The 20,098-nt window shown below is 72.6% G+C and carries 20 protein-coding genes; 11 read left to right on the plus strand and 9 right to left on the minus strand.

Translation table 11 applies throughout. From position 1 onward, the window contains the following. Positions 1-53: 53 nt before the first annotated feature. The gene (locus GGG17_RS05960; protein ID WP_154592847.1) at positions 54-776 is read left to right on the plus strand and encodes an extensin family protein; all 723 of its coding nucleotides are present in this window, start codon (positions 54-56) and stop codon (positions 774-776) included. Positions 777-1,047: 271 nt separating this feature from the next. Continuing rightward, positions 1,048-1,950, plus strand: coding sequence for an alpha/beta fold hydrolase (locus GGG17_RS05965; protein ID WP_154592848.1), 903 nt, complete (start codon positions 1,048-1,050; stop codon positions 1,948-1,950). Between the two features lie 47 nt (positions 1,951-1,997). Here the strand turns inward: GGG17_RS05965 and GGG17_RS05970 are convergent, their stop codons facing one another. After that, entirely contained in the window at positions 1,998-2,165 is a 168-nt protein-coding gene (locus tag GGG17_RS05970; RefSeq protein WP_195849132.1) for a hypothetical protein, read from the minus strand. Positions 2,166-2,222: 57 nt separating this feature from the next. Between GGG17_RS05970 and GGG17_RS05975 the strand changes: the two genes are divergently transcribed. Continuing rightward, entirely contained in the window at positions 2,223-3,020 is a 798-nt protein-coding gene (locus GGG17_RS05975) for a GNAT family N-acetyltransferase (protein WP_154592849.1), read from the plus strand. 139 nt (positions 3,021-3,159) lie between these two features. Further along, positions 3,160-4,677: an HNH endonuclease signature motif containing protein gene (locus GGG17_RS05980; protein ID WP_195849133.1), complete on the plus strand. Its 1,518-nt coding sequence runs from the start codon at positions 3,160-3,162 to the stop codon at positions 4,675-4,677. A 62-nt stretch (positions 4,678-4,739) separates the two neighbouring features. On the opposite strand, the gene GGG17_RS05985 is transcribed toward GGG17_RS05980, so the two are convergent. Then, complete coding sequence (locus GGG17_RS05985; RefSeq protein WP_154592851.1) at positions 4,740-5,153, minus strand: VOC family protein; 414 nt, start codon at positions 5,151-5,153, stop codon at positions 4,740-4,742. Positions 5,154-5,202: 49 nt separating this feature from the next. Between GGG17_RS05985 and GGG17_RS05990 the strand changes: the two genes are divergently transcribed. The 4 genes from GGG17_RS05990 to GGG17_RS06005 are packed head-to-tail and all read left to right on the plus strand — an operon-like array spanning position 5,203 to position 8,303. Next, positions 5,203-6,126, plus strand: coding sequence for a pseudouridine synthase (locus tag GGG17_RS05990; RefSeq protein ID WP_311966456.1), 924 nt, complete (start codon positions 5,203-5,205; stop codon positions 6,124-6,126). 10 nt (positions 6,127-6,136) lie between these two features. After that, entirely contained in the window at positions 6,137-7,282 is a 1,146-nt protein-coding gene (locus tag GGG17_RS05995) for a methyltransferase domain-containing protein (RefSeq protein WP_154592852.1), read from the plus strand. 21 nt (positions 7,283-7,303) lie between these two features. Continuing rightward, a complete protein-coding gene (locus tag GGG17_RS06000) occupies positions 7,304-7,828 on the plus strand; it encodes a GNAT family N-acetyltransferase (RefSeq protein WP_154592853.1) in 525 nt (174 codons plus the stop codon). A gap of 52 nt (positions 7,829-7,880) precedes the next feature. After that, positions 7,881-8,303, plus strand: a complete 423-nt coding sequence (locus tag GGG17_RS06005; protein WP_154592854.1) for a YybH family protein — start codon at positions 7,881-7,883, stop codon at positions 8,301-8,303. 334 nt (positions 8,304-8,637) lie between these two features. Here the strand turns inward: GGG17_RS06005 and GGG17_RS06010 are convergent, their stop codons facing one another. The 5 genes from GGG17_RS06010 to GGG17_RS06030 form a co-directional block, all read right to left on the minus strand. Beyond that, positions 8,638-9,336: a type 1 glutamine amidotransferase domain-containing protein gene (locus GGG17_RS06010; RefSeq protein WP_154592855.1), complete on the minus strand. Its 699-nt coding sequence runs from the start codon at positions 9,334-9,336 to the stop codon at positions 8,638-8,640. Between the two features lie 23 nt (positions 9,337-9,359). Continuing rightward, positions 9,360-9,725 carry a tetratricopeptide repeat protein gene (locus GGG17_RS06015; RefSeq protein ID WP_311966457.1) on the minus strand — a complete coding sequence of 122 codons (366 nt, stop codon included), beginning with the start codon at positions 9,723-9,725 and terminating at the stop codon, positions 9,360-9,362. A 30-nt stretch (positions 9,726-9,755) separates the two neighbouring features. Further along, positions 9,756-10,151: a DUF2695 domain-containing protein gene (locus GGG17_RS06020; protein WP_154592856.1), complete on the minus strand. Its 396-nt coding sequence runs from the start codon at positions 10,149-10,151 to the stop codon at positions 9,756-9,758. A gap of 119 nt (positions 10,152-10,270) precedes the next feature. Beyond that, positions 10,271-11,158 carry a universal stress protein gene (locus tag GGG17_RS06025; RefSeq protein WP_154592857.1) on the minus strand — a complete coding sequence of 296 codons (888 nt, stop codon included), beginning with the start codon at positions 11,156-11,158 and terminating at the stop codon, positions 10,271-10,273. 41 nt (positions 11,159-11,199) lie between these two features. Beyond that, positions 11,200-11,676 (minus strand): OsmC family protein, encoded by a 477-nt coding sequence (locus GGG17_RS06030; protein ID WP_154592858.1) that lies wholly within the window; start codon positions 11,674-11,676, stop codon positions 11,200-11,202. An 18-nt stretch (positions 11,677-11,694) separates the two neighbouring features. Between GGG17_RS06030 and GGG17_RS06035 the strand changes: the two genes are divergently transcribed. Continuing rightward, positions 11,695-12,330 carry a histidine phosphatase family protein gene (locus tag GGG17_RS06035; protein ID WP_311966458.1) on the plus strand — a complete coding sequence of 212 codons (636 nt, stop codon included), beginning with the start codon at positions 11,695-11,697 and terminating at the stop codon, positions 12,328-12,330. Between the two features lie 51 nt (positions 12,331-12,381). Here GGG17_RS06035 and GGG17_RS06040 read toward each other — a convergent pair whose 3' ends face one another. Beyond that, the gene (locus GGG17_RS06040; protein WP_154592859.1) at positions 12,382-13,860 is read right to left on the minus strand and encodes a glutamate-cysteine ligase family protein; all 1,479 of its coding nucleotides are present in this window, start codon (positions 13,858-13,860) and stop codon (positions 12,382-12,384) included. Between the two features lie 132 nt (positions 13,861-13,992). Here GGG17_RS06040 and GGG17_RS06045 point away from each other — a divergent pair, with 132 nt between their 5' ends. Both GGG17_RS06045 and GGG17_RS06050 read left to right on the plus strand, forming a co-directional pair. Further along, positions 13,993-15,144, plus strand: a complete 1,152-nt coding sequence (locus GGG17_RS06045; protein ID WP_154592860.1) for an exonuclease SbcCD subunit D — start codon at positions 13,993-13,995, stop codon at positions 15,142-15,144. After that, on the plus strand, positions 15,141-18,473 hold the full coding sequence (locus tag GGG17_RS06050; RefSeq protein ID WP_154592861.1) for an AAA family ATPase: 3,333 nt from the start codon (positions 15,141-15,143) through the stop codon (positions 18,471-18,473). The genes GGG17_RS06045 and GGG17_RS06050 overlap by 4 nt, the downstream gene beginning before the upstream one ends. A gap of 67 nt (positions 18,474-18,540) precedes the next feature. Here GGG17_RS06050 and GGG17_RS06055 read toward each other — a convergent pair whose 3' ends face one another. Beyond that, a complete protein-coding gene (locus tag GGG17_RS06055) occupies positions 18,541-20,013 on the minus strand; it encodes a DUF3626 domain-containing protein (protein ID WP_311966459.1) in 1,473 nt (490 codons plus the stop codon). Positions 20,014-20,098 lie beyond the last annotated feature (85 nt).

Here is a 20,098-nt window from a genome sequence, read left to right on the forward strand (position 1 = left end):
TTGCTGCGGCCTGGGCGGCTCGAGATCCCTTGCAGGAGAGCGTGGATCAGCTGATGCAGGACGATCCGTCGTTGCCGTCCACCGACCCCACGGCCGTCGCGTCAGAGCAGCTTCACCGCGTCGATCGCCTTGCCGACGCGCGCCTCTACTACGAGATCTCCGGCACGCCGACCGGGTTCCGGATCGAGCCGGCCTTCGCGCAACGTCTCTCCGCGACGCTGGCCCGGCACTGGATCTACCTCGCGGCACCACCGCCGACCCAGCTCTGGTCGTATGGCGCCTGGGTCAGGCTCAAGGACCGTCCGCGCCTCTCGTGGCACCACGCCGGACGCGCCTTCGACCTTGGGCGGGTCCGAGCCGGGGACGGCACGGACCGGGTGAGCTGTCGGTATGACCTGTGGCAGAACAGCTCTGGCGCCCAGCGCGCTGCTCTCGAACGCGCCTACTGGCGGCTGGCCGCGAGCCTGCACCACGACTTCGCCTCGGTCCTGACCTATCTCTACGACGAGGCGCACCACAACCACATCCACGTGGACGACGGGCGCTCCGGTCCAACCGGCAGCACCTTCTCCCCCGGGTCGCGCATCCAGGTCCAGGCAGTGCAGGCGATGTGCCGACACGTGTGGGGTTTCGACATACGACCCAGCGGGTCCTGGGACGACGACACGCGATCGGCCACCCAGGAGGTGCTCGCGCGGGCGGGCGCGGGCGGGCGGCTCACGCAGGGTCAACGTCACTGGAGAGCCTTCCTGGACGCGACGGCCCGGCAACCATGATCCCGCGGGCGGTCACACCTGAGGCGGCGCGGGAGCCACTACCCGTGACGGACCACGTGATGGGAGGGTGACCACCATGGATCGGACGGACGACTTCGAGGCGCGACTGTGCCTGGACCGGCTCCGGGCCCGCACTCCCCTGCCCGTCGACGCCGTCGAGCCGCCGGGCACCGCACCGGACCCGGCGAACTCGCTCCAGTCCTCGGACCACGACGCGTCTGCCGGACTAGGGTGGCCTTGGCCAGACTCACCACGACGAACGGCACCCACCATGGCGGATCACGTCGACACCCCTCCCCTGACGTCCTTCACCCGTGACGGGCTGACCTTCGAGGTCGTCGACGGCGGGCCGCGCGACGGCGAGGTGGTCGTGCTGCTGCACGGCTTCCCCGAGGACGCGTCCGCGTGGACAGCGGTCTCGGAACGACTGCACGACAACGGTTTCCGCACCCTCGCACCCGACCAGCGCGGCTACTCCCCCGGCGCGTCGCCGACCGGCACCGATGCCTATCGGGTCACCCAGCTCGTGCGCGACGTCCTGGCCCTAGTCGACGCCTCCGGGGCCGAGCGCGTGCACCTCGTCGGCCACGACTGGGGCGGCGCCGTCGCGTGGGCCACCGCACTGTCGTCGCCCGAGCGCCTGCTGTCCCTGACCGTCCTGTCGACACCTCACCCCACTGCGATGGCGCGCGCCCTGCGGACGCCGGACCAGGCGCGCCGCAGCTGGTACATGTTGGCCTTCCAGGTCCCGGGGCTGCCCGAGCGGGTCCTGTCCCGGTCGATGCGGCGCTTCCTGACCAGCGCGGGGCTTCCGGCGGACCATGCCGAGCGGTATGCCGCCCGCTTCGCCAGCCCGGCGAGCCTGCGCGGCCCGATCGGGTGGTACCGCGCGAGCGCCCCCTGGCGGTCGCTCTCATCCCGCGGCTCCGGCAGGAGGACCGGTGGCGGTGCGACGAAGGGTGCTGGTGCGCAACGGTCCTCGCAGGTCCGGGTCCCGACGACCTATGTGTGGGGGCGGCACGACGTGGCGCTCGGCCGCGCGGCTGCCGAGGGGACGGCCGACCTCGTCGACGCGGACTACCGGTTCGTCGAGCTCGACGCCGGGCACTGGCTGCCCGAGTGTCACCCGGACGAGGTCGCCGAGGCCATCACGGAGCGGGCCCGGAGGTCATGACGGTGACCACCTCCGGCATACGGTCCGAGACTGAGTCCGGCTGAGGCTCAGGGCATCTCGATCTCACCGAGCTCGTCCCACCCGGTGCCGGGCTTCTCGAACGAGATGACCTTGGGGCGGGTGGCGGCGTACCGACCCTGCACCTTCATGGCCTCCTTGAAGTGGCCGGACTCGACGTGCTCCTTGCCGGCTTGCGCGACGGTGATCGTGATCATGGCTCCTCCACGGAAAGTCGGGTGCTGTCCGCCCCATTGTCGGGGAGACTCGCGCCCATGACGCACCACTCCCCCGCGGACCTGCTCAGGATGTATGACGCCCAGCTGCGCGACGAGGCCGAGCTCGTCTCCGCCGACAGCCGCGAACGTCACGGACCCGTCCTGTGGGGGATGTATCGCGGGGCGCGGGGATTCGTCACCTACCGAGACCTGGGCGGGCTCGACGCAGACGGGATCGACCGGCTGGTCGAGGAGACCCTCGACCACTATCGGTCAGACCCGCGGATCACCAAGGTGGAGTGGAAGACTCGCGGCCACGACGCGGCGCCGGGCTTGCACGAGGCGCTCGTCGGTCGGGGTTTCGTGCGGGGCGAGGACGAGTCCGTGATGATCGGGGAGGCAGCGGTGCTGGCCGCTGAGGTGCCCGTGCCCGAGGGCGTGGTCGTCCGGCGGGTGAGCGCCGAGGAGGACGTGCGGCGGATGTGCGCGAGCGCCGACGAGGCCTTCGGGGAGGCGGTCCCGGGGATGGCCGACGAGCTGCTCCACCGCCTGTCCCTCGGGCGAGACGACCTAGAGCTGTGGGTCGCCGAGGTGGACGGCGAGATGGTGTGCACGGGGCGACTCGAGCCGGTGGCCGGCACCGACTTCGCGGGGCTGTGGGGTGGGGCCACGCTCGAGGGCTGGCGCCGGAGGGGGATCTATCGAGCGCTGACCGCCGAGCGCGCGAGGTCGGCCGTGCGGCGCGGGATCCGGCTGCTGCAGAGCGACTCCACCGAGCACTCCCGCCCGATCCTGGAGCGCTCCGGCTTCGTGAAGGTCACGACGACGACGCCGTACGAGTGGCACCGGCCCTGACCTGGCCACTGGGGTCATGGTCCTGACGCCTCGAGGCCTGCTGATCGCAGAGTGTTGACGCGCTCTACGCTGGGTTAAATACCGGCTATCATGGTCAAACCATATGGATTTTCGAGTTGCTGTTCGATATCCTGACTGTATGACGTACGCCGACGTACTCGCAGCCAGGGGCACCCTCGACGGGGCCCTGCAGGCGCTGCGCGTCCTCGGTGCCGGGCTGAGCTCGGTCCAGTCCATGGAGCTGGCAGGTCTGGCCGTGACGGCGACCGAGGTCGCCGCCGCGGCGCGCGGTCTGGCGTGCGCCGTCACCATCGAGGCCGGCGAGCGGGGTGTCATCCGCGAGTCCGGGTCGACCAACGCCGCCGCCTGGCTGACCGACGCGGGCGCCGCGCTCACCGAGACCGATGCGCACGCCATCCGCCGGGCCATCGACACGACGACCCGGCCGGCTCTGACCGGTCTGCGCGACGCGCTCGCGACGGGCGAGGTGACGCCGAGCGACGCCGGTCGTGCCGCCTCCGTCTTCGACGAGCTGCGGACGGCCACGGACCCCGCGATGCACGGCGAGATCGCCGAGGCCGCCACGACCCTCGCCCGTCAGTGCACCAGCCGACGATCGCTGGCCCGGTTCAAGACCGAGATGCTCGCCCGCTACGGCACCCTCGACAGCGAGGAGCGCACGCGCAGGCACCACGAGGCGCAGCGTGGACTGTCCACCTGCACCGAGATGCCGGACGGTCTGTATCGCCTCGAGGGCCTGCTGGCCCCCGACGACAAGGCCACCTTGGACGCGGTCATCACCGCGTTGTCCGCGCCGGCACCCGACCCCGAGACGGGCCAGGTCGACACCCGGCTCCCGCGTGAGCGCCGCCTGGACGCCCTCATGCGCATGGCCGAGCTGGTCGGCGCCTCCACGCAGACCGGCCCCATGGGTGCCGGCACCCGGGTCAACCTCGCCATCCCGTTGGCTGCCCTCGCCCGGCCGTGCGAGCACCGAGCGCAGGACGCCTTCGGGCTCTGGCGGCCCACCGGGGAGCCCTGCGACTGCCCCACGCCCGTCGCCGCCGTCGACGACCTCGGCACGCACCTGCTCCCTGCGTACGCTCGCGAGCTGGCGTGCGACGCCGAGGTGACCCCGGTCTGGCTGGGTGAGGACGGTCAGCCCCTGGCGCTCGGGCGGACGGAGCGGCTGGCCAGCAAGGGTCAGCGACGTGCGCTCGAGGTGCGCGACGGCGGGTGCACCTTCCCGGGTTGCGGCAACCCCGCCTCGTGGTCACGCGTCCACCACATCATCCACTGGGCCGACGGGGGCGCGACCGACGCCGTCAACCTGGCGCTCCTGTGCGGGCACCACCACAGATTCGTCCATCAGCACGACATCAACGGGCGCGTCACGCCCGACGGGACACGGGTCGAGTGGGATGTCGTCAACGTCATGGGCAGCTGGCGACCGGCGCCCCGAGCATCCGACGCGTCCGGGCCACCGGAGCCGGCGCCATCGACGAGCCTGCCAGGGTCGCCCCAGCCACCGGACCCGCCAGACCCCGCGAACTCGTCGGACTTGTCGGACCCCACGGATCCCACGGACCCCACGGACCCCGCGGACCCGTCGGGACCAGCGCCCGATCCGCCAGACGACCACGGTCTGGCCGTCTAAGCGCAGACGGGGGCGGGCGGAGCCGTGCACCGGGCCCGTCTGCGCAGCCATGCGCCCTCGGATCAGACGGCCGTGCCCACGCACAGCTGCCAGGTGACGCCGTAGCGGTCACCCACCCAGCCGAAGTACGGCGTGAACCCGTAGTCACCGCGCGGCATGTAGACCTGCCCACCGTCGGCCAGGACCTCCCAGACCCGGTCGAGCTCGGCCTGGTCGGCGCAGTCCACCCACAGCGAGATGGACGGGGTGAGGCCGAACGCGTGCGGGACGCCTGAGTCCACCACCATGAGACGGTGGCCCTTGAGCTCCGCCGACGCGTGCAGGACCGGTCCGGTCGCCGGCCCCAGATCCCCGTCGCGCAGTGACACCGGGCCTGGCGCCCAGTCCTCGCCGAAGGCCCGGGCATACAGCGCCATCGCGTCCTGCGCCGCCCCCTCGAACATGATGAACGTGGCAGCGGCCTGGTTCGTCGTCATACGGCCAGGGTAGGAGGACGACCCACCCGAGGCGAGGCAAGATGGACCGGTGCCGTCCCACTCCCCCCTGCCGCCCCGCCACGGGCTGCAGGCGGCGTGGGTGCGGACCCCGGACCGCGACCCCGAGCAGCCTCCGCCCTGGGCGACGATGCGGGAGTGGCTGCGCCACAAGCTGCCTGATGAGGTCGACGTCGAGTCCATGCTGGCCGCAGGGCGGTTCGTGGACGACGCCGGCACCGCCTGGACTGGGCAGGAGCCCTACCGCCCGCACACCTTCGTGTGGTTTCATCGCGACCTGCGCGAGGAGGCCGTCGTGCCAGGGGAGCTCGCGGTCCTGCACCAGGACGAGCGGATCGTCGTGGTGGACAAGCCGCACTTCCTCTCGACCCTCCCACGCGGCCGCCACGTCGCGCAGTCGGTGGTCGTGCGGGCCCGCGCCATGCTCGGGATGCCCGAGCTCGGGCCCGCCCACCGGCTCGACCGCCTGACCGCCGGCGTGCTCGTGCTGACCACCGAGCGTCGTTGGCGCACGCCCTACCAGCGCATGTTCGAGCAACGGGTCCCCGTCAAGACCTACGAGGCGATCGCCCCGCACCGGGCGGACCTCGCGCTGCCGACGACCATGCGCAGCCACATCGTCAAGGACCGCGGGGTCCTGACGGCTCGTGAGGTCCCCGGCCTGCCGGCCAATGCCGAGACCTTCGTCGAGCTGGTGGAGACACGCGGCGGCTTCGCCCGCTACCGGCTGCGTCCCCGCACGGGGCGGACGCACCAGCTGCGGCTCCACCTGGCCTCGCTCGGTGTCCCCATCGTCGGGGACCCGCTGTATCCCGTCGTCCTGCCCGACGCCGTCGACGACTTCACCGAGCCGCTGCGGCTGCTCGCCCGCACCCTGGAGTTCGTCGACCCCGTGGACGGGTCGCGGCGCCGGTTCGACAGCGGGCGGAAGCTCGCCTGGCCTGGCTGCCCGTAGCCTTGCGGCCATGCAGTGCGACTACTTCGACGCGGGGCGCTGCCGCTCGTGCACCCTCATGGGTGTCCCCTACCCCACCCAGCTCGCGGACAAGCAGCGCGCCGTCGCGGACGTCTTGGCTGACCACGTCACCGCTGACGCGTGGCTCGACCCGCAGGCGAGCCGCGAGGAGGGGTTCCGCAACAAGGCCAAGCTCGCCGTGGCGGGCACCACGAGCGCCCCGACCTTCGGCATCCTGGACGCCGGCGGGGAGGGGGTGGACCTGCGCCGTTGCGGCCTCTACGAGCCCGGCCTGCACGAGGCCGTGCTCGCGCTCGCCGAGGTCGTGCCCGCTCTCGGGCTCCAGCCGTATGACGTGCGGGCCCGTCAGGGCGAGCTCAAGCACCTGCTCGTGACCCACTCCCCCACGGGCGAGCTGATGGTGCGGTTCGTGCTGCGGTCGACCAACCAGCTGGGACGCCTGCGCCGAGGTCTCCCCACGATCCTCGCTGCCCTCCCCCGGGCCCGCGTGCTGTCGGCCAACGTCCAGCCACGGCACGCCGCGGTCCTGGAGGGCGACGACGAGGTCGTGCTCACCGACGCGGACACCCTGCCGATGCACGTGGCCGGCATGACGCTCCACCTCGGGACACGCAGTTTCTTCCAGACCAACACCTCCGTCGCGGACGCGCTCTACACGCAGGCCGGCGACTGGATCCTCGCTGCCCGACCCACCGACCTGCTCGACCTGTATTGCGGGGTGGGCGGATTCGCGTTGCACGCGGCCGTGCGCGCACGTGCGGCCCACCGATCGCTCCGGACGACGGGGGTCGAGGTGTCACCAGAGGCGATCAGCAGCGCCCGCCGCAGCGCGGACGAGCTGGGGCTCACCTCGGCACTCTTCGTCGACGGCGACGCGACGTCCCATGCCCTGCGGCCCAGCTCGGGCCCGGACCTGGTCGTGGTCAACCCACCGCGTCGGGGCATTGGCACGGGGCTGGCCGACCGGCTCGAGCGGTCCTCCGCCAGCACCGTGATCTACTCCAGCTGCAACCCCGCGACGTTGGCCCGCGACCTCGCCGACATGCCGTCGTGGCGGGTCGCCGCGGCCAGGCTGTTCGACATGTTCCCGCAGACCACCCACGCCGAGATCCTCGTGCACCTGCAGCGTCGCTGACTCACCTACGATGATCCCCTCATGACCGTCATCCGACCCCTCGAGCTGTCGGACGCCCCGGCCCTCACCGAGCTGGTCGCCGCCAGCCGCGAGCACCTGGAGCCGTGGGAGCCGGCACGGCCCGAGCGCTTCTACACCCTCGGCGGGCAGCAGGAGTTGGTGCGTCTCGCCCTGTCCGAGCGCCGGGGCGGCCGCATGGGCCCCTATGTCGTCCTGGACGAGCAGGGCTCGCCGGCCGGCCGCATCACGCTCAACAACATCGTGCGGGGTGCCGGCCAGTACGCGAGCGTGGGCTACTGGCTGGGCGTCGGGCAGACTGGGCGTGGCCTGGCGACCCGGGCCCTGGCCGAGCTCGTCGACCTCGCGTTCGGCGAGTGGGGACTGCACCGCTTGGAGGCCGGGACCCTGCTGCACAACACCGCCTCGCAAAGGGTGCTGGAGCGTAACGGTTTTCAGCCCTACGGGCTGGCCCGCAAGTACGTCATGATCGCCGGCACCTACCAGGACCACCAGTTGTACGAGCTGCTCTCGCCCGACCTCCGCTAGTGCCGCGGGCCACCCCTTGTAGCGCCCGATCGAGCATGTATACAGTGTTCACATGATGAGCATGGACGCACCCCAGCTGATCTCCTCCTACGAGCGGGCGGTCGCCTCGATCGACGTCGACAGGCTCCTGGACCTCTACGCCGAGGACGCGCGGGTCTTCGACGGCACCTCGGCCTGGCAGTACACCTCACGCGACGAGTGGCGGGCCGCCGTCGACATGTGGTTCCGCCACCTCGCGGGCAACGGGGCGTGCGAGATCCGTGAGCCGCGGGTCGCCGGGTCCGACACCATCCTCGTCCTCTCCGGACTCGCCTGCTACGGCGCCGACGACCGCGAGGGTGGGCGCACGGAGGTCGTGTCGCGCTTCACCCAGGTGTGGGAGCCGGGCGACAACGGCCCTCGCATCACGCACGAGCACACGTCCCTCCCCCTCGACGACGCGTGCGAGCGCCCCCTGCCGCAACCGGGGTCCTGACGCAGGCCCGACAGCCGTCTCAAGACAACCGTCTCGCGACAGGCGCACCAGCCCACCCGCGGGGCGACCGTCCAGCGCTGGGCGTCGGCGCAGTGCGACGTCCCGCCGTCGCGGGAACGTTCTACACCCTCGACGAGCACGGGATCGTCCAGGCGCGGATCACCGACCTCGACACCGGCTGCAGCCAGACCTACGCCTTGCGGGCGGACGTCTGGACCGCGGTCAGACCTCGCCACACCAGTGCTGCTGGTCGAGATGCACCCGCCGTCCTCGAGACGGGGGCGGGGGTCCTGACCGTGCCAGGTCCCCCGCCCCACTCACCCCCGGTGGCACGTCACTTCAGGCGCTTCAGCACCGCCTTGGCGACGCTCTGCGCGCTCTGGGGGTTCTGTCCGGTGATGAGGTTCTTGTCCCGCACGACGTTGTCCTTGAAGGGCAGGAGGGCCTTGGAGTACTTGGCTCCCAGCGCCTTCAGCTCCTCGTCCAGGCGGAAGGGGACCGCGTCCTGACGCTTGGCGAGCTTCTCCTCCGGCCAGGAGAACCCTGTGACCTTGCGTCCGGCGATGACGGGGGTGCCGTCCTCGCGGCGCGCGGCCAGCAGCCCCGCAGGGCCGTGGCACACCGCGGAGACCACCTTGCCCTGGGCGTCCAGGTCGGCGATGAGGGCTCCGAGCGCCTGGCTGGTGGGGAAGTCGAACATCACGCCGTGTCCCCCGGTGAGGTAGATGGCGTCGAAGTCCTCCGCCGCGACGTCCGCGACCCGCACCGTGTCGTCCAGCAGGGACATGAAGTCGGGGTCGGCGTAGCGCTCCCCCGTCCCCCCGCTCTTGAGCATCGGCGCGGACAGGCTCTCGGGGTCCAGCGGTACGGCGCCTCCGTCGATGCTGGCGATGGTCACGTCGTGGCCCGCCTCCGTGACCACATCGTAGAAGTGGGTCAGCTCCCCCAGCCAGAGCCCGGTGCGGTAGCCGGCGGTGGTGTAGCGGGGGGTGTTGGTGACGACGATCAGAATCCTCTTGGGCGTGCGTGTCATGAACTTCGACATACCCACCGACCTCAGGGCGCAGTCCCGGGCCCGTGCGCCGTCCCCTGCGCCAGGTGGCGGTCGTCGCCCGTGAGCGCTGCCAGGATCCGCCGCTGCGTGGCGGCCTCCGCGCCCAGCCCCTGGCGTTCGAGGGTGCGCGCGAGCAGGAGCCGGACGTAGTCGTCCGTCGGGGCCCGTTCGACGAGCTCGGTCAGCTCGTCCCGCGCGCGGCCGAGCTGCGCCGAGTGGTAGTACGCCCGAGCCAGGAGCAGGCGCACGGCGACGTTGTCCGGCTCGGTCCCCAGCAGATCGGCGAGCGAGTGGGCGGCCGCGGCGTATCTCTTCTGGTCGAACAGGTGCTGGGCCATCGACAGCTGCAGGTAGCGCAGGTCCTCCACGGATGCTCCTTCGGTCAGGGCGATGTCGGCCTAACACGTCTGCGGCGCATGGCATTCCCCCGCCCACCAGTTGCGCTGCGCGAGACGCCAGAGACGGCACGGCTGGGTGGAGCCCGCCCGGACCTCCAGGCAGTGGCCGACAGAGGCGATCGGACCGTCCCAGGCGACCGCCAGCGCGCGGGGCTCCACCTCGTAGGCCCGCAGCTGCAGCTCGCAGTCGCACGACGCGCCCCGGACCCCCAGCCGGCGTTCGAGGCGGGTCGCCCTGGGCGCTCGCTGCTCCCGCCACGTCTGCACCCACCGCCAGGACCCGTCGCAGTCGAACCGCTGCACCATGCGCCCCACGTAGCACACGACGCACTCGTGCGGGTGCGCACCCATCAGCTCGCGAACGACCTCTGAGGGGTCGGTCCTCGTCGCCGTCATGTCGGCCCTCCTCCTTCACCGGGGCCCAGTGTGTCCCGCGGCGGGTTCGGTGGCCGGACGCAGTGCAGGGCCTGTGGACGACGGTCGGGGAACACGCCGTCCTGTGGACAACTCGCCGCTCAGACGCGGACCACGGCCACCGGCGCGTGCGAGGACTGCAGCACCTGCCTGCTGGTCGACCCCAGCAGCATGCCGGCGAAACCACCACGCCCGCGGCTGCCCACGACCACCAGCGAGGCGGTGCGCGAGGCCTCCGCCAGCACCTTGACCGACGAGCCGCGCAGGGTGCGGGTCTCGACGACGACGTCCGGGTGCTGCTCGCGTCCGTGCTGCAGCACGTGCTCGACCAGCTCGGTGTGGCGCCGGCTCATCTCCGCGTGGGCCGACGACCCCTCCTCGGTCGGCACCACGCCGCCCTCGAACTCCATCGTCCAGGCCCGGACGGCGACCAGGGGCAACCCGCGACCGTCGGCCTCGCCGAAGGCGAACAACGCGGCGCGGTGCCCCTCGGCCGAGTCGTCGACGCCGAGCACCACCGGGCCGTCCGCGGGCGCGCCCGCGGCCCGGTCAGGCACGACGACGACCGGGCAGTGTGCGTGCGCGGCGACCGCCCCGGAGACGCTGCCGAGCAGCAACCCCTCCCACCCGCCCGCGCCGCGGCTACCGGTCACCACGAGCTGACCGTGGCGCGATGCCTCGATCAGCGCGGCGGACGGGCTGCCCCACACGGCCTGCGTCGCTACCTCCAGGCCGGGGTGGGACGCGCGCACCGTGGCCTGAGCCTCGTCCAGGACCCGCTCGGTGCCCTGCTGGACCAGCTCCTCGAGCCCGTAGGACCACCCCAGCTCGTGCGGAGCGGGCTGGGCGACCTCCTGCGCCATCACGAGCAGCAGGGAGGCCCTGCGCCCGTCCGCCTCTCGGGCCGCCCACTCCAGGGCCGGGCGAGCGAGCGCCGAGCCGTCGACGCCGACGACGATGCGGTCGCTGGGGATGGTGTCGTGGGTCATGACAGGCTCCTTCGCTCGTCGGCGGAGCCCGCGTCGTGGGATCACTCTGCGTCCGGTCGCACCCGCTCCCGGCGAGGCTCCTCACCTGACACGATGTTAGCGACCGGCGTCCCGACCTCGACGGTGCGCCCCACCGTGCAGAGCCGGTCGTGCGACCGACGGATCGCGTCAGGCAGCACCCGGCGGGCCTCGTCGCCCGCAGGACCGTCCGGGAAGGTCACCTCCCAGGTCACGGTCAACCCCTCCAGCCGGGCCTCGCCGTCGACCTTGACCTTGTCTCCCCCGACCTCGACCGAGAACCTCACTGGCTCGGCACGCCGAGACGTGAGGTGGTCGACGTCGACCATCGTGCAGCCCCCGATCGCGGCCAGCAGGGCCTCGACGGGAGTGAACGCCGCGTCCTCGCCGGTGCCCAGCTCCAACGTCCCGCCGCGGGCGTTGGTGGCGGCATACCGCCCCAGGCTGGTCCGCCGGAGCTGGACGGAACGGTGGTGCTCAGGCTGCTGGGCGGTCGACATGACCGTTAGCCTGCCACCGTGAGCAACGACACCGGTAGCCCCACCCAACGCCCCGTCCCCGAGGGCCGGCTGGTCCTGATCCGGCACGGCGAGACGGAGTGGTCCAAGGCCATGAAGCACACGGGCACCACGGACCTGGACCTCACCGAGCACGGGGAGGAAGCCGCTCGGCGCACGGCTGCGCTGCTGGAGGAGTTCGACTTCGCCCTGGTCCTGTCGTCCCCCATGCGGCGAGCGCGACGCACGGCCGAGCTGGTGGGTCTCCCCGAGCCGGACATCGACCCCCACCTCGTGGAGTGGGACTACGGCGGCTACGAGGGACGCACGACGGCCGAGATCCGCGAGGAGCTCGGCTACGACTGGACCGTCTGGGAGGACGGGGTCGTGCCCGGTGACACCCCGGGCGAGTCGATCGAGCAGGTGGCGGCCCGGGCGCGTGCCGTCATCGACCGCGTGATGCCCGTCCTCAAGGAGGGCAGGGACGTCGTCCTGGTGGGGCACGGCCACACCACCCGCATCCTGACGAGCGTATGGCTGCGCACGGAGCCGAGGTTCGGGGCGCAGCTGGAGCTGCACGCCGGGTCGATCAGCGTCCTGGGCTACGAGCGGGCCTTCCCGTCGATCCAGCGCTGGAACCAGCTCGCACCACGCTGAGCACCGCGCACCTCGGTCACGCCCAGCCGCTGACCAGGTCGCAGGACCCGGTCAGCGCGGCAGGGACCACGTGTGCACGGGCTCACCCTCGTGCATGTTGTCGATGTAGCGGTGCAGCATCCGCCGCAGGGCCTCGTCGCGGTTCGCGCCTCGCTCCTGCAGCCGGTCCACGCAGCGCACCTGCCAGGCTGCTCCGTTCATCTCGGCCTTGCAGCGCTCCTCGATGATGCCGAGGTAACGGTCTCGCACCGCCGTCGCCACCCCCCACGACTCCAGCCCCGAGTCCGCCAGCGGCAGCAGCTGACGCAGGACCAGCTCGTCCACGGGTACGTCTCCACGCCCGGGCCAGTAGAGGTTGGCGTTGAACCCGCGGCGCGAGCCGGCGAAGAAGTTCTCCTTCGCGGACGCGAAGCTCATCTTGGACCACAGCGGACGCTCCATGCTGACCAGCGCGTTGACCAGGCCGTAGTAGAACGCGGCGTTGGCCACCGTGTCCGCCACCGTGGGTCCGGCCGGCAGCACGCGGTTCTCCACCCGCAGGTGCGGCTTGCCGTCCACGGTGTCGTAGATGGGGCGGTTCCAGCGGTAGACGGTGCCGTTGTGCAGCTTGAGCTCGGACAGCGCGGGGGCCGTGCCCGACTCCAGCACCCCCACCGGGTCCTCCTCGCTGACCTCGGGGATGAGGGCGGGGAAGTAGCGGACGTTCTCCTCGAACAGGTCGAAGATGGAGGTCACCCACCGCTCGCCGAACCACACCCGGGGCCGCACGCCCTGGTTGCGCAGCTCGATCGGTCGGGTGTCCGTGGCCTGGTGGAACAGCTGGATCCGGGTCTCCGCCCACAGCTGGGAGCCAAAGAGGTATGGCGAGTTGGCGCCCACCGCCATCTGCACCCCCGCGATGGCCTGAGCGGCGTTCCAGAACTCCGCGAAGTCCTCGGGTGCCACCTGAAGGTGGCACTGGACCGACGTGCAGGCGGCCTCGGGCGCGATCGTGTCCACGAAGGTGGCCACCCGCTCCCCGCCTCGCCCCTCCATGTCCAGGAGCAGGTCCTCGCCTCGCGCCTCCATGATCGCGTCGTTGAGCCCGATGTAGCGCGGGGTCGGCGTCAGCGCGTCCCGCCCGAGGTGCTCCTTGGTCAGCGTGGGCAGGATGCCGATCGTGACGATGTCGGTGTCACCGGTCTTGTCCCGGGCGGCGCGCAGGTGCTCGCGGAGCGTCTGCTCCAGCGCGTGGAGCCGGTCACCGGCCAGCGGCTCCGGCTCCACGTTGAGCTCGATGTTGAAGCGCGCGAGCTCGCTCTGGAAGAAGGGGTCGTCGATCGCCTCGAGAACCGCCTCGTTGGTCATGCTGGGTCGCAGGTCCTGGTCGACGAGGTTCATCTCGATCTCCAGCCCCGCCATCGGCTCGCTGGTCTCGAAGTCCTGCTGCCCGAGCATGCGCTCCAGCACGTCCAGGCACTGCTGGACCTTCTCGCGGTACCGCTGACGTTGCTCTCGGGCGTTCAGCCCGGCGGAGATCTCCTGACCCATGCGGACTAGGGCACCACACCTGCGGCCGCGGCGCGCACCGTGACCGGTCCGCGGCGCGTCACGTCCCGCGCGTCCGGCTCCCGAGGGCGCGTCCCCGAGGGTCTGTCGGTGGTCGCTCCTAGGGTGTCGACCATGCGGATGCTCCACACCTCGGACTGGCACCTGGGCCGCTCCTTCCACCAGGTCGGGCTGCTGCCTGCCCAGGAGCAGTTCCTCGACCACCTCGTGGACGTGGTGCGCTCCGAGGCCGTCGACGTCGTGGCGGTCGCCGGCGACGTCTACGACCGCGCGCTCCCCGCCCCGCAGACGGTGTCCCTGCTCTCCGACGCGCTGCGCCGCATCACCGACGCGGGCGCCCAGGTGGTGCTCGCGAGCGGCAACCACGACTCGGCGGTGCGCCTCGGCTTCGGTGGTCCCCTGCTGGAACGGGCCGGGGTGCACCTGCGCACCTCGGTCGCCGACCTGGCGCGACCCATCTCGATCGGCGCGACGCGCATCTACGCCCTGCCGTACCTCGAGCCCGCCGTCGTGGCGGACGAGCTCGACGGCGCCGAGCGATCCCACCACGGCGTCATCGAGCGAGCCCTGGCCCGAGTGACCGCCGACGCCGAGCGGCACGCCGGCCCCGTCGTCGTCCTCGCCCACGCCTTCGTTACCGGCGGCGAGAGCAGCGACAGCGAGCGTGACATCAGCGTCGGCGGCGTGGGCGACGTGCCCCTCGCCTTGTTCCGTGAGGCGGACTACGTGGGGCTGGGGCACCTCCACGGCAGCCAGACCCTGGACGAGCGGGTGCGCTACTCCGGGTCCCCCGTCGCCATGAGCTTCTCCGAGGCGCGGCACACCAAGTCCTCGTGGCTGGTGGACCTCGGCGACGAGCGCTCCGGCGCCGTCCGGACCGAGCGGATCGAGGCCCCCGTCCACACGCCCCTGGCGGTGCTGCGAGGCGACCTCGAGGACCTGCTGCGCGACCCCGCGCACCGTGCTGCGGAGTCCGCCTACTGCCAGGTCACGCTGACCGACGCGGTCCGCCCCCTCGACGCGATCGACAAGGTCCGGCGTCGGTTCCCCCACACGCTGTCCCTGCAGCTCGACCCGCAGGGGGTCGAGCCGTCGCAGAGCAGGTCGTATGCCGCCCGCCTGCGCGTCGCCTCCGACCCGGAGCTCGTGGACGGCTTCCTCGAGCACGTCCGCGGCGGCGCGGCCGCTACGCCGCAGGAGCACGCCGTGGTCGTGGAGGCTCTGGAGGCAGTCCGTGTCGCCACCAGCGGGGAGGGATCGTCGTGAGGCTGCACCACCTGCGGGTCACCGCGTTCGGGCCCTTCGCCGGCACGGTCGAGGTCGACCTCGACGAGCTGGGCGCCGCCGGGCTCTTCCTGATCAACGGCCCCACCGGCGCCGGCAAGACCAGCCTGCTGGACGCCGTCTGCTTCGCGCTCTACGGCGACATCCCCGGCGCCCGGCAGAAGGGCTCGCTGCGCTCGGACCACGCCGGCGCGGACGCCGTGCCCGAGGTGGAGCTCGAGTGGTCGGTCGGGTCCCGGCGGTTCCGCACCACCCGCTCCCCGGAGTTCGTGCGCCCCAAGAAGCGCGGCGCCGGCACGACCCGGCAGCAGCACAAGGTCGTCATGGTCGAGCGCGTCGAGGGCGCCTGGGTCGACCGGGGGTCCGGGCGCGCCGACGAGATCGGTGGCATCGTGCGTGAGGTCGTCGGGCTCGGGCTTGAGCAGTTCGCCACCGTGGTCCTGCTCCCGCAGGGGGAGTTCGCGCGGTTCTTGCGGGCCTCGACGGACGAGCGAGCAGGGATCCTGCAGCGGCTGTTCGACACCTCACGTTTCGAGCAGGTGCAGCGGTGGCTGGAGGCTCGACGGCGCGAGGTCGAGGCAGAGGTCAAGGACGCCCGCGCCAGGCTCACGAGCACGCTCACGCGCGTCAACGACGCCGCCGGCCAGGCGTTGGCCGTGGCCGCGGCGGCGCCGTCGCCCGGATCCGCCGGTGGGCCGCTCGCGGACGGGCCAGCAGCCGACGACGGCCCCCCCGAGGCGCCCATCGTGATCGAGGACCTGCTCGTCGACACCTCGTCGTCCGACGCGGTGGCCATCCGGGAGGCACTCACGAGGCTCGCCACTCGGGTCGGCCAGGTGGCCACGTCGCTCGACGCCGCGGCCACCGATGCTGACGCGGCACGCCGACACGCCGCGAGCGCCGACGAGGCGGGGCGCCGGGTGCACGCCCTGCGGGCCAAGGCAGCGACGGCCGCGGCGACCCTGGCCGGCCTCGAGGCGCGGACCGACGAGATGTCGTCCATGCGGGATCAGCTGGGTCGCGCAGCCGCGGCGGCCGAGCTCGTCGCCTACGTCACCGCCGCGTCCCACCTGTCCGCCGCCACTGCCGAAGCGGCTGCAGCCCATGAGCAGGCGGTCGAGGCCCTCCCGGCGGGGCTGTGCGCGGCCCTCGGGCTGCGGGCCGACGGCGCGCGGGCCCAGGGTGCGCGAGCCCAGGATGCGCGAGCCCAGGATGCGCGAGCCCAGGATGCGCGTGGTCAGGGTGCCCGTGGCCAAGCCGGTGCAGGAGTCGGGCTGGGCCCCGCAGACGACCTGGACGAGCAGGTGCTGCGCGACGTCACCCGCCGCGTGGACGCCGTGGCGGACCTGGCCACCCGCATCGCCGTCCAGGTGTCCCACGCGGACGGCGCCCGAGAGGAGGCCGAGACCAGCGCGGCAGCCGTCTCCGGCCACGCCGCCGCGGTGGCGGAGTCACGGACCGGACTGGAGCAGGCTCAGAGCACCCGTGCCGAGCGCGCCGATGCCCTGGCCGCACTGACCGACCAGGCCGAGGTGGAGGAGTCGGCCCGCCTCACGGTGGACCGGCTGCGGGAGGCGGCAGCACGCGTGGAGGCGTTGGCCGAGGACGACGCCCGTGTGGAGGCCTGCGCGCGTGCCGCCGCGGCGGCTTCGGCGTGGCGGGCCGACCGCCAGGAGGACACCGCCGGGCTGCACCGTCGACGCGCCGACGGCCTGGCGGCCGAGCTCGCCCTGAGCCTCCAGCAGGACGAGCCGTGCCCCGTGTGCGGGGCCACCGAGCACCCGGACCCCGCCACCGGCGAGGCCGGGGACCTGGTCACGGCCGACGACGTCGAGGCTGCGGAGCAGGTGCTCGCCGAGGCGAGGTCTGCCGAGGTCGAGGCGCTGTCCGCGCTCGAGTCCGCTCGTGCCACGCGGATCGCGCACGCCGACGAGCTGCGCGAACGCCTCGCTGCGCTCGACGACCTCCGCGCGGCAGACGTGGGAGCGGCGCTCACGACCGCCCGGGAGCGCCACGCCATCGCCCGACGCGCCGCGGCCGCCCTGCCACAGGCCGAGGCGCGCCTGCGCGAGGCGGACGCCGACATCGAGCGCCGCCGGACCGCGCTCGGCACGGCGGCCGAGCAGCTCGCCGCCGCCCGTTCACGCGTGGAGCTGGCCCGCAGCCGCAGCGAGGTCGAGCGCGCAGAGGCGTGGAGGCTGCTCGATGAGCTGGCCGAGGAGGACGCCCTCGAGCTTGCCCTCCCCCCGGCTGATGCCCCGCAGCGGTCCGACGTGCCCTCTGGAGCCCTGGTCCGCGAGCTCCTCACGACCGTGCGCTCCACCGTCGAGGCCCTGGGCGTGCTGCACGAGACCCGCACGGCGCACGCGCGGGCGCGACGCGAGCTGCGTCGAGCCGAGGAGGTCCTGGCGGAGAGGCTGCAGGGCTCGCAGTTCGAGGACGCGCGCCAGGTGCAGGCCGCCGCGCTGCCGGTCGACGAGAGACGCCGGCTCGAGGCCACCCTGACGCGTCACGACCAGGCCGTCCTCCAGGCAAGGACCGTCCTCGACGACCCGGAGGTCGCCGAGGCCATGGCCGCTCCCACCCCTGACCTCGACGCCCTCGCCGTCGCCGTGGAGCGGGCCAGAGCGCAGGCCCGCGACGCCACCGGGTCCGCACGCGTCGCGGAGGACGCGGGTGGGCTCCTCGCCCGGCACACCGCCGAGGCGCTCGGCCTGCTCGAGTCGCTGGCTCCCGCGGTCCGGCGTGCCGACGTCATCCGTGAGGTCGCGGACACCGTGGCCGGGTCCGGGGCCAACAACCTGCGCCGCATGAGCCTGCCCACCTACGTGCTGGCCGCACGCCTCGAGGAGGTCGTCGCGCTGGCCAACGAGCGGCTCGCCGTCATGACCGACGGGCGCTACGAGCTGCGCCACTCCGACCGTCTGGCGGCGCGCGGCGCCCGCAGCGGGCTGGGGCTCGAGGTCGTCGACGCGTGGAGCGGCAAGGCCCGGGACACTACGACCCTGTCCGGCGGCGAGACCTTCATGGCCTCGCTCGCGCTGGCGCTCGGCCTGGGCGACGCCGTGCGGGCCGAGGCCGGCGGCGTCGACCTCGACACCCTGTTCGTCGACGAGGGCTTCGGCACGCTCGACGAGGCGGCTCTGGAGCACGTGATGGAGGTCCTCGACGGCCTCCGAGCAGGCGGTCGCAGCGTCGGCATCATCAGCCACGTCGCCGAGCTCAGGCAGCGAATTCCGGCCCAGGTCAGGCTGATCCGGACCCAGAACGGCTCCTCCCTCGAGGTCCGCGCCCTGCCGGAGGCCGTGTGAGCCAGCCATGTCCGAGGGAGGACGTGGGGCGGCAGGGACCGCCGGGCGAGGATGGCAGCCCCAGGCGTCACCGGCGGAGCGCGACCTCGATCCATGCGTGGCCACCGAGGTCGCTCGTCGACAGGACTCCCACCGTCACGTAGGCCGGGTCCGGCAGGAACCGCACGCTCGTCCCCGTCCCCTCCCCCGCGCACCCTGCGACGTCCGCCAGGGTCGTGGTCGGCACCCCGTGCTCGTAGCGTTGCGACCAGGCGCCCTCCTCCCGGCGGTTGGTGTGCACCAGCCAGCGCGACACGGCGGCCACCGACGACATCCCCACCCGAGGCCGCCTGTCCGCGAGCCTCGGCGCGGACCCGGGATCGGCGAAGCGCACGTCCTGCGTCGCCATCACGGGCTTGCGCACGATCCTCCCGGCGTCGTCGCGGCGGGTGTCCGTCCCCCGTCCGTCGTCGCGGATCTCCACGGACCCGTCCGGGTGCAGCGTGACGACAGCCAGTCCCCGGCGCCCCAGGGCCTCGGCCTCGTCATTCGCGTAGGCCAGCACCTCGAGCACCAGGTGCCGCAGGCTGACTCCCCCGAGCATCAGTGCGCCGCAACGCAGCTCAGCGAGGTGCACGTGGTCGACCGAGGTGCCCCAGTCGTGCGTCATCGTCCGCCAGTCGTGGACCGGACGACCGAACCGCGCCGTGAGGTGCCAGACCTGCTTGATGCTCTGCGGATGGTGCAGTCCCGTGCGCGCAGCCTCACCGATGACCGCGGCGTCGAGCAGCCCCTCCCGTGCGACGGCCAGCCCCAGGTCATACGCATCGGGGTCGCGGTAGTGCCGGCGCCGCCCGAGCTCCTCGACCGTCAGCACCCGGCCCTCGTGCCACTCGACCGGGACCCCGAGCCGCGCGGCCGCCGCCTCGACCTCGGTGCCGCGGTATGACGGATCCAGCACCACCGCCTCGACGTCCTCCGCCAGAGCCACGACACCGTGCACGTGCGCCTCGACGTAGTCGTCGAGGATCCCGCCCTGCTCTGCCTCCTCCCGCTCGGAGGCGCACGCCGCCGCGGCGAGGTCGAACGCGGCCGACATCCGCAGCAGGTCGAAACGACCGGCGGTCCCGAAGTCCGCCGGCTCGCGGAACGAGTCCGGGAAGCAGAAGGTCGCCCGGTCCAGCACGTGCTCCGCCAGCCGCAGGTGGGAGGACCCGAAGCGCACCGCGCCACCCACTCCCCGTCGGCGGTGGTTCAGCGCGCCGTACCGCGGTCGCTCGGAGGCGGGCGCGTCGTCATACGCACCCCCGAAGATCCGTGATTCCCAACGGAACCGGTCGCCACCAGGGTGCGCGGTGAGCCCGCCGTTGCTGGTGCCGGTCTCGAACTGGTCGCGGTAGATGCCTTCTCGCGCCAGGCGGTCCACCACGGTGTCGCCGGCCGATCCGCGGTCTGGGTGGAAGTTGAGCGTGATCCGCAGCGACCGATCAAGCGGGGCACCGCTGCTCATGCCCTTGACATGAGCCACGGCCGCGCGCGCCCACCGGCTCGGCTCCGTCACGACTTCCGCTCCTCGTCGGCACCGTGCACCTGGGGGACCATAGGACGACACTAGCCAGCCCGCTCACCGGCGTCACCGGCGCAGC

The sequence above is a fragment of the Arsenicicoccus cauae genome (assembly GCF_009707125.1).
GTDB classification, from domain to species: domain Bacteria; phylum Actinomycetota; class Actinomycetes; order Actinomycetales; family Dermatophilaceae; genus Arsenicicoccus; species Arsenicicoccus cauae.